The sequence below is a fragment of the Nocardia sp. NPDC051570 genome, assembly GCF_044454005.1.
GTDB lineage: Bacteria > Actinomycetota > Actinomycetes > Mycobacteriales > Mycobacteriaceae > Nocardia.
The window spans coordinates 84,762-98,747 of record NZ_JBITDI010000009.1 but is presented as its reverse complement, the minus strand read 5'-3'; the positions used below and the strand labels follow the sequence as shown (position 1 = coordinate 98,747).

14 protein-coding genes are annotated in these 13,986 nt (G+C 68.5%); 2 read left to right on the top strand and 12 right to left on the bottom strand.

Features of this window, described 5'->3' with window-relative positions; all coding sequences use genetic code 11:
- The first annotated feature begins 7 nt into the window (after positions 1 to 7).
- Entirely contained in the window at positions 8 to 871 is an 864-nt protein-coding gene (locus ACIA76_RS23300; protein WP_397153994.1) for a MaoC/PaaZ C-terminal domain-containing protein, read from the top strand.
- A 138-nt stretch (positions 872 to 1,009) separates the two neighbouring features.
- Here ACIA76_RS23300 and ACIA76_RS23295 read toward each other — a convergent pair whose 3' ends face one another.
- The 6 genes from ACIA76_RS23295 to zapE all read right to left on the bottom strand — a co-directional run bounded on the left by ACIA76_RS23295 (position 1,010) and on the right by zapE (position 6,332).
- Positions 1,010 to 1,453 (bottom strand): hypothetical protein, encoded by a 444-nt coding sequence (locus tag ACIA76_RS23295; RefSeq protein ID WP_397153992.1) that lies wholly within the window; start codon positions 1,451 to 1,453, stop codon positions 1,010 to 1,012.
- Positions 1,450 to 2,724, bottom strand: a complete 1,275-nt coding sequence (locus tag ACIA76_RS23290) for a DUF58 domain-containing protein (RefSeq protein ID WP_397153990.1) — start codon at positions 2,722 to 2,724, stop codon at positions 1,450 to 1,452. The genes ACIA76_RS23295 and ACIA76_RS23290 overlap by 4 nt, the downstream gene beginning before the upstream one ends.
- Positions 2,721 to 3,683 (bottom strand): AAA family ATPase, encoded by a 963-nt coding sequence (locus ACIA76_RS23285; protein WP_397154510.1) that lies wholly within the window; start codon positions 3,681 to 3,683, stop codon positions 2,721 to 2,723. The genes ACIA76_RS23290 and ACIA76_RS23285 overlap by 4 nt, the downstream gene beginning before the upstream one ends.
- Before the next feature lie 28 nt (positions 3,684 to 3,711).
- On the bottom strand, positions 3,712 to 4,215 hold the full coding sequence (locus tag ACIA76_RS23280; protein ID WP_397153988.1) for a hypothetical protein: 504 nt from the start codon (positions 4,213 to 4,215) through the stop codon (positions 3,712 to 3,714).
- Positions 4,212 to 5,150 (bottom strand): DUF4129 domain-containing protein, encoded by a 939-nt coding sequence (locus ACIA76_RS23275; protein WP_397153986.1) that lies wholly within the window; start codon positions 5,148 to 5,150, stop codon positions 4,212 to 4,214. Before ACIA76_RS23275 ends, ACIA76_RS23280 begins: the two co-directional genes overlap by 4 nt.
- Before the next feature lie 249 nt (positions 5,151 to 5,399).
- Positions 5,400 to 6,332, bottom strand: coding sequence for a cell division protein ZapE (gene zapE, locus ACIA76_RS23270; RefSeq protein ID WP_397153985.1), 933 nt, complete (start codon positions 6,330 to 6,332; stop codon positions 5,400 to 5,402).
- Between the two features lie 113 nt (positions 6,333 to 6,445).
- Between zapE and ACIA76_RS23265 the strand changes: the two genes are divergently transcribed.
- Positions 6,446 to 7,042 carry a TetR/AcrR family transcriptional regulator gene (locus ACIA76_RS23265; RefSeq protein ID WP_397153983.1) on the top strand — a complete coding sequence of 199 codons (597 nt, stop codon included), beginning with the start codon at positions 6,446 to 6,448 and terminating at the stop codon, positions 7,040 to 7,042.
- Here the strand turns inward: ACIA76_RS23265 and ACIA76_RS23260 are convergent.
- Genes ACIA76_RS23260 through ACIA76_RS23235 form a run of 6 tightly spaced genes read right to left on the bottom strand, consistent with a single transcriptional unit; the run spans position 7,029 to position 13,966 of the window.
- On the bottom strand, positions 7,029 to 8,204 hold the full coding sequence (locus ACIA76_RS23260) for a lipid-transfer protein (RefSeq protein WP_397153980.1): 1,176 nt from the start codon (positions 8,202 to 8,204) through the stop codon (positions 7,029 to 7,031). The genes ACIA76_RS23265 and ACIA76_RS23260 overlap by 14 nt on opposite strands.
- Positions 8,201 to 8,626 (bottom strand): MaoC family dehydratase, encoded by a 426-nt coding sequence (locus ACIA76_RS23255; RefSeq protein WP_397153978.1) that lies wholly within the window; start codon positions 8,624 to 8,626, stop codon positions 8,201 to 8,203. Before ACIA76_RS23255 ends, ACIA76_RS23260 begins: the two co-directional genes overlap by 4 nt.
- Positions 8,623 to 9,555, bottom strand: a complete 933-nt coding sequence (locus ACIA76_RS23250) for a bifunctional MaoC family dehydratase N-terminal/OB-fold nucleic acid binding domain-containing protein (protein ID WP_397154508.1) — start codon at positions 9,553 to 9,555, stop codon at positions 8,623 to 8,625. The genes ACIA76_RS23255 and ACIA76_RS23250 overlap by 4 nt, the downstream gene beginning before the upstream one ends.
- 21 nt (positions 9,556 to 9,576) lie before the next feature.
- Positions 9,577 to 10,746 carry an acyl-CoA dehydrogenase family protein gene (locus tag ACIA76_RS23245; RefSeq protein WP_397153975.1) on the bottom strand — a complete coding sequence of 390 codons (1,170 nt, stop codon included), beginning with the start codon at positions 10,744 to 10,746 and terminating at the stop codon, positions 9,577 to 9,579.
- The gene (locus ACIA76_RS23240) at positions 10,731 to 11,795 is read right to left on the bottom strand and encodes an acyl-CoA dehydrogenase family protein (RefSeq protein ID WP_397154506.1); all 1,065 of its coding nucleotides are present in this window, start codon (positions 11,793 to 11,795) and stop codon (positions 10,731 to 10,733) included. Before ACIA76_RS23240 ends, ACIA76_RS23245 begins: the two co-directional genes overlap by 16 nt.
- 26 nt (positions 11,796 to 11,821) lie before the next feature.
- The gene (locus ACIA76_RS23235; protein ID WP_397153972.1) at positions 11,822 to 13,966 is read right to left on the bottom strand and encodes an acyl-CoA dehydrogenase family protein; all 2,145 of its coding nucleotides are present in this window, start codon (positions 13,964 to 13,966) and stop codon (positions 11,822 to 11,824) included.
- Positions 13,967 to 13,986 lie beyond the last annotated feature (20 nt).

Sequence of the window (13,986 nt, the reverse complement as noted above, 5' to 3'; positions counted from 1 at the left end):
GAGCGTTATGCCGATCGACCCGAAAGTCGCACTGGGCGCGGCACTTCCGAGCCAGGAGTTCGCCTGGTCGCCGTCGGATGTGCAGCTGTATCACCTGGGCCTGGGCGCGGGCGGGCGCTGGACCGACCCGGCCGAACTGCGCTATCTCGACGACCGGGCGCCGCAGGTGCTGCCGACCTTCGCCACGGTCGCGGCGACGCTGCGGGCGACCGAAGCGCCACGGGTGAGCTTCCCGGGCGTAGAGATCGACCTGGCGAAGGTGGTGCACGCCAGCCAGGAAGTGGTGGTGCATCGCCCGATTCCGGCCGAGGGCAAGGCGTCGAGCACCGGGCGGATCAGCGAGGTATGGGACAAGGGTTCGGCCGCGGTGGTCGTGCAGGAGACCGCGGTCACCGGATCGGACGGTCATCCGCTGTGGACGGCTCGCTCATCCATCTTCGCCAAGGGTGAGGGCGGCTTCGGCGGCGAGCGCGGGCCGAGCACCCGCTCCGAACTGCCGGATCGCGCACCGGATTTCGACGTCACCACCCCGACCCTGCCGCAGCAGGCGCTGCTCTACCGCCTGTGCGGGGATCGCAATCCACTGCATTCGGACCCCGAATTCGCCCACGCCGCGGGCTTTCCCGATCCGATCCTGCACGGATTGTGCACCTACGGCATCGTCTGCAAGGCGGCGGTCGATACGGTGCTCGGCTCAGATACCGCCCGGGTCACCGGATTTCGGGCGCGGTTCGCGGGCGTGCTCTATCCGGGCGAATCGATTCGCTCGCGGATGTGGCTGGAACCGGGTGAGGTCCACATCGCCGCCTCCGTGCCGGAGCGTGAGCACGCGCCGGTGCTCGGCGACGTGCGACTGACGTACGACGTCTGATTACGAGGGGCGGTTCATTCGGGGAAGCCGGTCGCGAACAGGATCGCGATGGCGATGGAACTGGCGACGGCAACAACCGGGATAAGCCACATGGTCCGAATACTACAGTATGTAGTATTACATGCCGTCGTCACCACTCTACTGGTCGGTCGACCGATCCGTTCGCTGGGGTAACAGCCCCTGCACGATGAGGGCGTACCCCAACACCACCAGAACGGGCGCGACCAGCGGTAACCAGGCAAGATGCGCCGGCGCCAGGCTCGCCGCCACGGCCGCGCCCGTGGCGATCAGCGCACCCGCGACCGAGGGCAATGTGGTAGGAACCACACCGCGCGGGGCGCGCACGGTCGCGGTATTGAGCAGATATGTGGTGGCCACCACCCCGGTCGCGGCGGCGACCGGGGCGCCCGTGTCGTCCCATGCCACGGCCGCCAGTGCGACCAGCACCGCGCCCATCGCGCAGATCCGCCACCACCAACCGGCGACCACGAACACCAGCGCGGGCAGCACCGCCCACGGCAGCACGATCGCCACCGCCCCGGTCAGCAGCAGTCCGGACAGCACCGCGAGGAATCGGGTCATCGCCGCACCCGCACGAGCCGGCGGTGCTCGGGCAGCAGCCGCATGATCTGATCGAGCCGCGCATCCGCGGGCCAGCCCACGATATCGACGCCGACCGTGCCCATATCCCGGTACATCGCCATCCGCTCCAGCTGCCACATCCGGGCCAGGGTCGAGTCGAGATCCTCGCGAAAGGGCGTGCCGCGCAACACATCCACGACCACCACCACATGTCCGCGCTTGCGCAGATCGATCAGCGCCAGCGCGAACTGGGTATCGAGCAGGGTCGAGAACGCCACCACGATCGCGCCGAGCGGCACCGCCGCATGCGGGGCGAGCGTGCCCGAGGTGACGATATGTTCATCGCCCACGTCGAGCACGGTGTCGACGATGCGGTAGAACTGCCGCCTGCCGATATCGGGCCGCAGCCAGCGCGGCTCCTGTCCGAGGCAGACCACCGCGGTGCGGTCCCCGGCCTGCAGCGCCGACTGCGCGACCTGCGCCGCGCCGCGCACCGACAGCTCGAGCGAATCCGAGGCCGGGCCCGGCGCCTGCAGCGAGGTGTCCACCAGCACAACCACATCCGCGGCGCGGTTGGTCAATCGCTCGGTGACGTAGAGCCGTCCGCGGCGGGCGCTCACCGGCCAGTTCACCGTGCGCAGCGGATCACCCGGGGTGTAGGCACGGATATCGGCGTATTCGACGCCCGGTCCGTGGCGGCGGGTCAGATGGGTGCCGATCCGCTCGGGAAGTTCCGTGCGCGGCAACCGCATTCGCTGCGGATCCGCGATCGGGTACACATACACCTGACCGGCGGGCAGCGAGACCGACGCCACCGCCAGCCCGGCCGGGCTGAGCGCGGTGATCCGGACGGTCATCGGATAGCGGCCCCACCGTCGGGTCGACAGTGCCAGCCGCAGACCGGCCGGCGCCGCACCGGAATCCACCGCCTGCTCCACCCGCACCTCGAGGCCCTCGACCGGTTCGGGCCGGCAGCGCAGCAGCGCCTGGCCCTCCTCGACGAGGGCCACGACCGTCAACACCACCTCCTCGGTCTCGAAGCAGCGCAGCACATCCGCGCCGTCGACCTGAATCCTGGTGCGCGCCAGCTGAATCGGCGCGGTGGCGAGCACGCCCAGCATCGGCGCGGCGAAGATCACCAGCTGCCAGCGGCCGAGGATCACCGCCAGCGCGAGCGCGACCGCGGCCACACCGGCCAGCATGAACACCAGAGCCGCGGGCCGCCAACGCAGTTCGGCCTCGACGACCGATGCGGTATCGCGATGCCTCATGTCACGGTCGCGCGCGGAACCGGCAGGCGGCGCAGCAGTTCGGCGATCACGTCCTCGCCGCGAATGCGGCGCACCCACATCTCCGGACGCAGCGTGATGCGGTGTGCCATCGCCGGAATCGCCAGGGCCTTCACATCTTCCGGGATGACGTAGTCGCGGCCCATGAGCAGCGAGCGGGCGCGGGCCATCTGCACCAGATCCAGTTCCGCGCGCGGACTGGCGCCGACCTCGACCTGGGGATGCCCGCGGGTCGCGCTCGCCAGCGCCACCACATAGGTGACGACATCGGGATGGACGGTGACGAATTCGACGGCCTGGCGCATCTCCATCAGCCCCTTGGCATCGACCACCTGACCGACCTGCGGCGGCACCGCACCGCGCTCGAGGCGGCGGCGGATCATCTGCGCCTCGTCCCGTTCGGACAGATAGCCCAGTCGCAGCTGCATGGCGAAGCGGTCCAGCTGGGCCTCGGGCAGCGGATAGGTGCCCTCGTATTCGATCGGATTGTCGGTGGCCAGCACGATGAAAGGCTGTGGCAACGGGAAGGTTTCACCGTCGATGCTGACCTGACCCTCGGCCATCGCCTCGAGCAGGGCGGCCTGCGTCTTGGGCGGGGTGCGGTTGATCTCGTCGGCCAGCAGCATGTTGGCGAAGACCGGACCGCGGCGGAAGGTGAAGCGGCCCGAATTCATATCGTAGATGGTCGAGCCGATCAGGTCCGCGGGCAACAGATCCGGGGTGAACTGCACCCGGGTGAACTGCAAACCCAGTGCGGCGGCGAAAGATCGGGCGATCAGTGTCTTACCCAGTCCGGGCAGATCCTCGATCAGCACATGCCCACCCGCCAGCACCGCGATCATGATCAGCTGCAGCTCTTCGCGTTTGCCGACGACCACTCGCCCGATCTCCCGCAGCACCGTCTCGGTCCGCTTCACGGCGGCGTCCATCGGTGTCGTCATATTGGAACTCACACTCGTAGCACCCTTTTCACATCGACTGGAGACGGCGCAGGATTTCGTCGAGGGCCGCGCGGCCGGGGGCCCGGGTGTGCTGATCGCGCAGCGCCGAATCGGCGGGATCCACCCAGCGCCACAGCTCGGGCCCGAACTGCATCAGCCCGGCCGATTCGGTGGCGCGGCGGTTCTTGGCTATCCGGTGCCCGCTGGACAATTCGAACTGCTTGGCCAGCAGCGGGCGCAGATGCCGGTCCCATTCCGCGCGCGAGCCGTCGGCCCGCTCGGCCAGCATCTGCGCGCGGGCCCGCCAGCGACGCAGCATCTCGGCCGGACCGTTATCGATCTCGTCGTCCGCCGGGTCATTCCGGCTCTCGGTGCGGGTGCGCTCGAGCAGCGACCAGATCAGCAGCGCGAGCGCGCCCACCAGCGGCGCCCCGACCAGCAGCGGGATCAGCGCGCGCTGATCGGCGAGCGCGATCAGCTCGATGAGCGCGATCATCACGATCGCGCCGCCGACGATCACCGCACGCGTCATCGAACTCCCTCGCCCTGCAGGTCTTTCAGCACGATGCGCAGCAGCTGCTCGGCCCGCATGCGCTGCCATTCCAGCATCGCGTGCGGGCTGAAGCGGGCCTCCTCGAACAGCGCCACCAGTTCCCGCGCCGAGGCGTCGTGCAGCGCACCGCGATCGAAGGCGCGGGCGAGCACCTCCGCGGGGGTGTCGGAGATCAGCGGGGCGACCTCGCGGGCGCGCGCCAGGCCCTGTTCCATCGCCACATAGCAGGCGATGATCGCCTCGCGGGCGGCCTGGCCCGGGGCGGTCATGGCGGCCAGACCCATCTCGGCGACCTCGGCCAGCGAAACGGGCGGCCCCGCCGAAGCCGGTGCGGGCGTGGCGGATTCGGCGGCCGGGGGGCGGCGGGCGCCGAGTGCGACGACCACCAGACCGAGGACGGCCACGGCGACCAGGGCAGCGGCCGACGCGGCGACCAGGATCACCTCGCGGCCGGTGAGTCGCGGGGCGCCGGAGAAGGGGTTGGGCGTGGGTGGCGGCGTTTGCATCGAGGCGGTCGTTATCGGATTCGCGGACGGTCCCGGCTGGGTCGCCGAATCGCCGGGGGCGATCAGGTGGATCGCCCAGACGGCCGCGGCGAACAGGGCCAGCAGCGCGAGCGCCACCAGGACGATCAGAACCGTCCGCCGCAGATGCCGGGGCGTGCGTTCGCGGTCTCGTTCGCGCGCGGGCAGGGCCAGCTGCGCCCGATGCCTGCTGGTGATCACCCCGGCCAGCAGGATCACCACCGACACCAGCGATAGCACCGGCATGAGTGCGACACTCACCGCCGACGGCGGCGAGACGGCATGCGGCCCACCGGTTCCCGGCACGAAACCCCGCAGGGCGAGCACGGCCAGCGCCAGCAGCACGATCGAACCGATCGCGCGCGGTATTGCCGTTCCCACCCGGCCCACTGGCCTCTCCCAAGAACCTCGAAACTGCCCGAAACAGCCATATCGTTACATGCCGAACGGTTCACCAGCAGGGAAATCGAAACACCGATCGACGACCGATACGACGTACTCCTCTGGCTCCTGGTTGATTTCGCAATCACCTGTGAAATCACACAAGCAGTTACCCCTACCGATTCGGGTGCGGCACAAACGGATTCACATCTGTTTCGCTTCCGTACGGATGCAATTCCGCGTTCGCTCGAGTGCGGTTCAGACGACCACTAGTTCACGCAATCGACTGGCGGTCCGATACAGATCGCGCACCGCCGCGACGTCGCGGGTGAGGTCCTCGCGCGCGGTCTCGGCATACAGGGTCAGCTCCGAATCGGCGTCGTAGAGGATGTCGACCAGGTTCACGAAGCGGGTCCCCCAGTCCATCGGCACCGTGCGCAGCGGCGGCACCGCGCACAGCGTCCAGCGCCGGAATCGCCGCGACATTTGCAGAAAGTCGGCGGCGGACAATAGATTTCCGCACAACTGATCGAAATCGATGATTATCGCATCCTCGGTCACCGCACGGGCACGAATCCACCCATGCCCGACCGGCATTTCCACCGCACCCACAATCGACGCGGCACCGACGATGTAGCGCCCCGCGGAGAATCCGGCCCGATGCGCGCCGCCGCCCCGATAGTCGCGGGGCCCGTCCACCGCCACCACCGCCATATGCGCCCGAATTCGCTCGATGGTCGGCGCGAACCGCTCGTGCCACAGCGGATTGGACAACAATTCCTCGGGCGGATAGTTCGAGGTGACCACCACCGTGACTCGCCGCGCGAACAACCGATCCAACAGTCGCGCAATGAACATCGCATCGCCGATGTCGTGCACATGGAATTCGTCGAAGCACACCAGCTCGGCATCTCCGACCATGGCGGCGAGCCCGGCCTCGAACGATCCGGCGGCCCCGGATTCGGCGTGCAGATCGGCGAAGAACTCGTGGAAATGCCAGCGGCGCTTGCGATTCGAGCGCACCCCGGCGAAGAAGTCGTTCATCACCATGGTCTTTCCGCGCCCGGCGGGACCGTGGAGATAGACGCCACCCGGCCGCCGCCACCGCTTGCCGATCCGCTCCGCCACCGTCCGCAATCGAGCCGCGGCCGCTCGCTGCCGGTCGTCCAGAATCAGTTCGTCGAGAAGCACCTCTACAGATGTAGAGGATCTCGGCGTCGAGAGCGAGCGAAGGTGACCATGCCCACGATCTGTAGCGGCAAGGGGTGGATGGCGCCGACACACCCGCCCTTACACTCGGAATCGTGACTCGGCCGATGAATTCGAGCAGGTCCGCGTCGGATCGGCGCGCGGCGATCGTCGACGCGGCCATCGATCTCATTGCCGGCCAGGGACTTCGAGCGCTCACCCATCGCGCTCTCGATACCGCGCTCGGCCTGCCGCCCGGATCGGTGTCGTACTACTTCCGCACCCGGCGCGCGCTGCTCGAGGGGGTCGTCGATCGGATCGCGGAGCGCTCGCGGGCCGATTTCGCCGCGGCCGAGCTGCCGGTGCGCGAGCCCGATGCGATCGCGGCGGCGGTCGCCGCGTGGGTGGATCGACTGCTCACCGAGCGACGCAATCATCTGATCGTGCGGCATGCGTTGATCATCGATCTGCTCGGTGACGCGGAGCTGCATCGGCGACTGAGCGGATGTCTGTTCTCGCACGAACATGCCCGGGGGCTGTTCGAGGCACTGGGAGCCGACGATCCGGCCGAGGCGGCCGCCGACTTCATCGCCGTGCTCGAGGGGCTGGTGTTCGACCGCTTCGCCGGACATCGCCGGGATATGCCCTCGGGCTCATCCGCCAGCGTCCAACAGCTGGCGGGAGTCCTTGTGGCACAACTCAGTTCGCGCTGAGCACCAGGCCCGAGGTGGGGACGCCCGTGCCCGCGGTGACGACCACATTGCGGAGGCCTTCGACCTGGTTCACCGAGCTGCCGCGGATCTGGCGGACGGCCTCGGCGATGCCGTTCATGCCGTGGATGTAGGCCTCGCCGAGTTGGCCGCCGTGGGTGTTGAGGGGCAGGCGGCCGCCCAGTTCGATGGCGCCATCGGCGATGAAGTCCTTGGCCTCGCCGCGGGCGCAGAAGCCCAGTTCCTCCAGTTGCATCAGGACGAAGGGGGTGAAGTGGTCGTAGAGGATGGCGGCCTGCATATCCTGCGCGCGCAAACCGCTCTGCGCCCAGAGTTGTTCGCCGACCAGGCCCATCTCCGGCAGGCCGGTCATGGCGTCGCGGTAGTAGCTGGTCATGACGTACTGGTCGGCGCCGGAACCCTGTGCGGCGGCGGCGATCACGGCCGCGGGCTGCCGAAGATCGCGCGCCCGTTCGGCACTCGTGACGACGATCGCGACCGCGCCGTCGGTCTCCTGACAGCAGTCCAGCAGATGCAGCGGCTCGGCGATCCAGCGCGAATTCTGATGCTCCGCCAGCGTGATCGGCTTGCCGTAGAAGTGTGCGGCCGGATTGACCGCGGCATGTTTGCGATCGGCCACCGCCACCCGGCCGAAATCCTCGCTGGTCGCGCCGTAGACGTGCATATAGCGCCGGGCCACCATCGCCACCTGCGCGGCGGGGGTACCCAGGCCCTGGGGATAGCCCCAGCCCGCGTCCACGCCCGAGGACGTCACCGCGGTCGCCACATGCGTGGCGAATTGGCCGAATCGGTGGCCGGAGCGTTCGTTGAAGCCGCGGTAGGCCACGACCACATCCGCGATCCCGGTGGCCACGGCCATCGCCGCCTGCTGCACGGTCGCGCAGGCCGCGCCGCCGCCGAACGGGATATTGCTGAAGAACGTCAGATTCGGGATGCCGACCGCCCGGGCGACCGCGGCCTGGGTGTTGTTATCCATCGTGAACGTCGTCAGCCCGGTCACCTCCTCCGGCCGCAGCCCGGCATCGGCCAGTGCGGCCGTGACGGCCTCTGCCGCCAAACGCAATTCGCTGCGTCCGGAGTCCTTGGAGAAGTCGGTGGCGCCGATGCCGACGATCGCGGCCGCGCCGTTCAATGCGCTGCTCACGCCGGTACCTCACTGACGCTCGGGAGATGTTGTGCGATAACGACTTTCGCCTGAATGTGCTCACCCAGACTGTCGCGCCCGAGCACCTCGATATGGATATCGTCGTCCTCGACGGCGGTCACCGTCCCGGACAGCGTCAGCGTATCCCCGGCGTAGAGCGGCACGCCCAGCCGGACGGCATTGGATTTCACGACCACCCCCGGCCCGGCCCAGTCGGTGACGAACCGCTGCACCAACCCCATATCGGTGAGGATGTTGACGAAGATATCCTTCGAACCGCGCGCCAGCGCCTTGTCGCGGTCGTGGTGCACATCCTGAAAGTCCCTGGTGGCCAGGGCCGTCGAGACCACGAAGGTCGGATCGGCATGAATCACCAACTCGGGCAGGACCGTTCCGACCTCGATGCTCACTGTCGCGGTCATGCGCTCACCTTCCAATACGGCAGAACGTTGTCGTCGTCGAGTGTTTCGAAGGCCACCTCGACGGGCAGATCGACACGCACATCGGCGGGCTCGACCCCGCGCAGCTCGCCCAGGAACCGCACGCCCTCCTCCAGTTCGACCAGCGCCACCACATACGGCAGCGCGCGGCCGGGCACCTTCGGAGCGTGATGCACGACGTAGCTGAATACGGTGCCCCGGCCGGAGGCGACCACATAGTCGGGCGTCTCGGACTTGTCCTGCCACAGCGCCGGAATCGGTGGATGCCGCAGCGATCCGTCGGGCAGGCGCTGAATCCGCAGCTCGCCGAGTTTCGCGCCCGCCCAGAAGAATTCGGTGTCCCGCGACACGATGGGCCGCACCTGCTGGCTCGAATCATCCTGCGGCTCCGCCGATTTCCCCGTGCCCGGTGCGAACTTCAGCATGCGGAAACGCATCTCGGTGACCGCCTCGTCGCCCACATACCAGGTCAGCACATAGGTCGCGAACCAGCCCTCGCCGAGCGCGGTGCGCTTGGGCCCCACCAGATCCCGCAGCCGGGTCCGGGCCCGCACCTGCTCACCGATCTCCAGATACCGGTGATAGGTCTGCTCGCAGTTGGTCGCCACCACCGAGGTGTATCCCGCCGCGTCGAGCAGATCGTTGACGGCGTTCATCGGATCATCGGACGGGCGCGCGCCGTGCAGGCCGGGCATGGTCCAGACCTGGGCCATGGCGGGCGGGGCGACGATGCCGGGATGTCCGGCCGCGCGGGCCGCGGCCTCGTCGACGTAGATCGGATTGCGGTCGCCGATGGCCTCGACCCAGTTGTTGATCATCGGCTGGTTCACCGGATCGCGGGCCACGCGCGGGGCGCACTCCCCCGATGCCTCGATCCGCTCGCCCGCGGCGCGAATCTGCGCCGCTGTCATGGTCTCCGGCACGGGAAACTCCTATCTCGGTACGCGCGGCAGCTTCAGTCCGGCGGTGGCGATCAGCTCGCGCATGATCTCGTTCACGCCGCCGCCGAAGGTCACCGTCAAGTTCTGTTTGGTACGCCGGTCGAGCCAGGTGACCAGTTCGGCGGTGGCCGGATCGGCGTAATCGCCGTGGCGGCCGACGATCTCCTCGGCCAGTCGACCGGCCTCCTGCAGCGCCTCGGTCGAGAAGACCTTGGTGGCCGACGCCGAGGCGATCACGTCCGCCGGATCCTCGGCGGCCCGATCGGCATTCGCGGCGACCTGCCAGTTCAACAGCTCGTTGAGCCGGACCATGGCGCGAATGCGGCCGAGCGAGCGGCGTACGTCGGCATCGCCCAGCGCTCCCTGCCGCAGCGCCCAATCGCGCACTCGGTCGTAGAGCTGCTCGATCTTGCCCGACGGGCCGAGGCTGATCCGCTCGTGATTGAGCTGGGTGGTGATCAGCTTCCAGCCACGGTTCTCCTCGCCGACGAGCATGTTCGCCGGGACGCGGACGCTGTCGAAGTAGGTGGCGTTGGTGTGATGCGCGCCGTCACAGGTGATGATCGGCGTCCACGAGTAGCCCGGATCGGTCGTATCCACGATCAGGATCGTGATGCCGCGATGCCGCGATTCGGTGGAACCGGTGCGGCAGGCCAGCCAGATATGGTCGGCCTCGTGCGCTCCGGTGGTGAACACCTTCTGCCCGTTGACGATCCAGTCCCCGCTCGTATCGCGCACCGCGCTCGTGCGCAGCGCCGCGAGATCGGTTCCGGCCTCCGGCTCGGAGTAGCCGATGGAGAAGTGCACCTCACCGGAGAGGATGGCGGGCAAGAACTTTCGCTTCTGTTCCTCGGTACCGAACTGCTGCAGGGTCGGGCCGACCGTCATCAGCGTCACCAGCGGCAGCGGCACATCCGCGCGCGCGGCCTCGTTGTAGAAGATCTGCTGTTCGACCGGGCCGAAGCCCTGCCCGCCGTACTCCGTGGGCCAGCCCACGCCGAGCTTGCCGTCGCGGCCCATTCGGCGCACCACCGCGCGATAGGCGTCGCCGTGCCGGTTGAACGCCATCTCGGACTCCTCCTCGGGAGTGACGAGATCGGCGAAGTAGGAACGCAATTCGTCGCGCAGCCGGCGCTGCTCGGCGGTCAGGTCGATGAACATCGGGCTCCCAAACGATCCAGCCGGAACGACGCGCCGCCGAGCCAACGGGCGATGTCCTTGGCCTGTGAGTAGTAGCGATGCAGCGGATGGGTCACATCGACCCCGATGCCGCCGTGCAGGTGATGGCATTTCTGCATGGCCGCGGGCAGTTCCGAGGCGACCGCGAAGGCCAGCACGTCCAGATCATCGTCGATCCGGTCCTGATGCTCCCGGCTCGGATCCGGCTGGGCCAGCGCCCAATTCGCCGAGGCCGCGGCCACGTGCAGGGTGCGCGAGATGACGTACAGATCGGCGATCTGCTGTGCCACGGCCTGGAATTCGGCCAGCGGGCGGCCGAATTGGTGCCGGGTGCGGACATGTTCGGCGGTCAGGGTGAGCGCGCCCTTCACCAGCCCGTCCGCGACCGCGCCGATCGAGGCCAGCGCGAGCCGGTGCAACTCGCCGAGGCCCTCGGGCAGCAGCTGTTCGGCCGGGATGCGGACATCGGCCAAATGCACGGAGAATTCCGGCATTCCGGTCGAGGTCGGAGTCTCCAGCAGCGTGACGCCCGCCGCATCGGCCTCGACGACCGCGATGCCCGCATCCGTCGGCACCAGCAGCCACCGCGCCTGCGCGGCATAGGGCACGCCCACCTTGTGTCCGGCGATGCGCACGGCACTGCCCTCGGCGACCGCGACCGTCTCCGGCTTCACCGCGAACGGCGAACCCGGTTCGCTCAGAGCCGCGGTCAGTACCGCACCCTCGGCGACGGCCGGAAAGATCTTCTCCGCCAGCGCATCCGGGGCGATATCCAGCAGCGGCAGCACCCCGAAGCCCAGCGTCGTCAGCGCGGGCACCTGCGCGGCATCGGTGGCCAATTCGGTCAGCATGGCCGCGACCTCGGGCAGGCCCATGCCGTCGCCGCCGAATCGCTCCGGCAGCGCCACCATCAGCAGCCCGCTGTCCACCACCGCCGGCCACAGTGCCATATCCCGTGCGCTGTCGCGTTCCAGCAAACTCACGACAACCTCGGCGACCGCGTCCTGGCTCTCGTCGTAGTCGAAATCCAATTCATGCTCCCGGGTGAGGTGTGGTCTCAACTGTGCGATTCGCGCGGGAGTCCGAGAATCCGTTCGCCGGCCACGGTCAAAAGGATCTGCTCGGTGCCCCCTGCGATCGACAAACAGCGTGTCAGCAGGAATTCTTTCACCACATCCGATTCCTGCGCGCCCGCCACACCAGCGAGTTCGACAGCGAATTCGGCGACCTGTTGCCGGTGTCGGACACCGACCAGTTTGCGTACGCTACTTTGCGGTCCCGGATCGACTCCGGCCAGCATGCGCTGGGCGGCGCGGGTTTCCAGCAGCAGTCCCGCGACGGCGTCGGAAACGAGTGCGCCCAGTCGATCGGCGATCAATTCCGCGCCCGGTCCCCGCGTCGGAGCGATGTCGATCAAACGCTCGAGTTCATCGCCGATACCGCTGCCACCCATGGCGACTCGTTCCGACGATAATGTGGAACGCGCGATTTTCCAGCCGGCGCCCAATTCGCCGACCAGGCAGTCGTCGGGCACGAAGACGTCGTCGAGGAACACCTCGGAAAACCGTGCCTCGCCGGTGATCTGCACCAGCGGACGCACCTCGATACCCGGGATTGTCATATCAACCAGGAAGTAGCTGATACCGCGATGCTTGGGCACCGAGCCATCGGTGCGTGCCAGGCATATCGCCCAATTCGCCACGTTCGCAAGCGAAGTCCAGACCTTCTGACCGCGCAGCCGCCAGCCGCCCTCGGTCCGGGTGGCCGTCGTGCGCAGGGCTGCCAGATCCGAACCGGCATCGGGCTCGCTGAACAGCTGACACCAGATCGCCGCGCCGCGCAGGGTCGGATCCACGAAACGCTCGATCTGTTCCGGGGTGCCGTACTGCAGCAGCGTGGGCACCGCCCAGTTGCCGATCTGGATGTCGGGCACCGTGATTCCCGCACGGCGCACCTGTTCGTCGATGAGCGTACGCAGGATCGGGCCCGCGCCGCGGCCGTAGGGGCGCGGCCAGTGTGGTGCGAGCAATCCGTTGTCCACCAACGCATCTCGCTGACGTTCGGGCGGTAGCGCGGCGATCCGCGCGAGATCGGCGGCCAGTTCCGCGGCTCCGGCGCCGTCGAGCCCGACCGCATCCCACGCCGCCGCGGCGGGGCCCTCGTCGAAGCCGAGATCCATTCCGACGGTTCGCCGTTCGCCGCGGCACACCAGCTCCGCGACCCGGGCACGCCAGCGCGCCGAGCCGCCGAGCAGCTGCCGCAGCGCGACCGCCCGACGCAGATACAGATGCGCGTCGTGTTCCCAGGTGAAGCCGATACCGCCGAGCACCTGGATGCAATCCTTGGCGGTCTCGACGGCCGCGTCCAGGGCGATGGTCATCGCGATGGCGGCGGCCAGCGGCAGTTCGTCGGTGCGGGCGTCCACGGCCGCGGCCGCGTCGGCGGCCACCGCGCGGATCAGCTCGGTGCGACACAGCATCCAGGCGCAGAGGTGCTTGACGGCCTGGAACTGTCCGATCTTGCGACCGAACTGCTCGCGCACCTTCGCATAGGCGGTCGCGGTCTCGAGGCACCAGGCGGCGATGCCCGCGGCCTCGGCGGCGACCAGGGTCGCGAGCAGATCGGTGACGTCATAGGAGGTTTCGAAGAGCTGGTCGGGCGTGATCGGCACGCCGGTGCAGGCGACGCGGGCCAGCGGCGTGCTCGCGTCCAGCGGTGTCGACGGTTCGATGCGCAATCCGTCGGTGTTCGGGGGCACGAGACACCAGCGATCACGCTCCACGGGCACGAGGATCGCGGCGCCCTCGGCGGCGCCGAGCACCGTATCCCAGGTCCCGGTGAGCTCGGTCGCGTTGGCGGACAGGGCAACCGGATCGCCCAGCGCGACGCCGCACGGGGCATCCTCGTCGAGCGCTCCGGCGGTGACCAGGCCCGCGAGCGCGGTGGCCAGGACCGGCCCGCCGACCAGATCGTGGGCCGCCTGTTCGATGAGGACCGCCAGGTCACCGACGGATCCGCCGGCGCCCCCGGCGACCTCGGGCACGGCGACGCGGAAGATGCCCAGGCCCGCCAGACTCGGCCAGTAGATGCGCCAGTGGTCGGGCGTGCCGTTGCGCATGGTTGCAATCGGTCGTATCGATGCGGCCCATCCGCGCATCGACTCCTGAACGGCTTTATGCTCGTCAGTCGTGGCGATGCTCACAGTGCATACCGCCTTTCCGG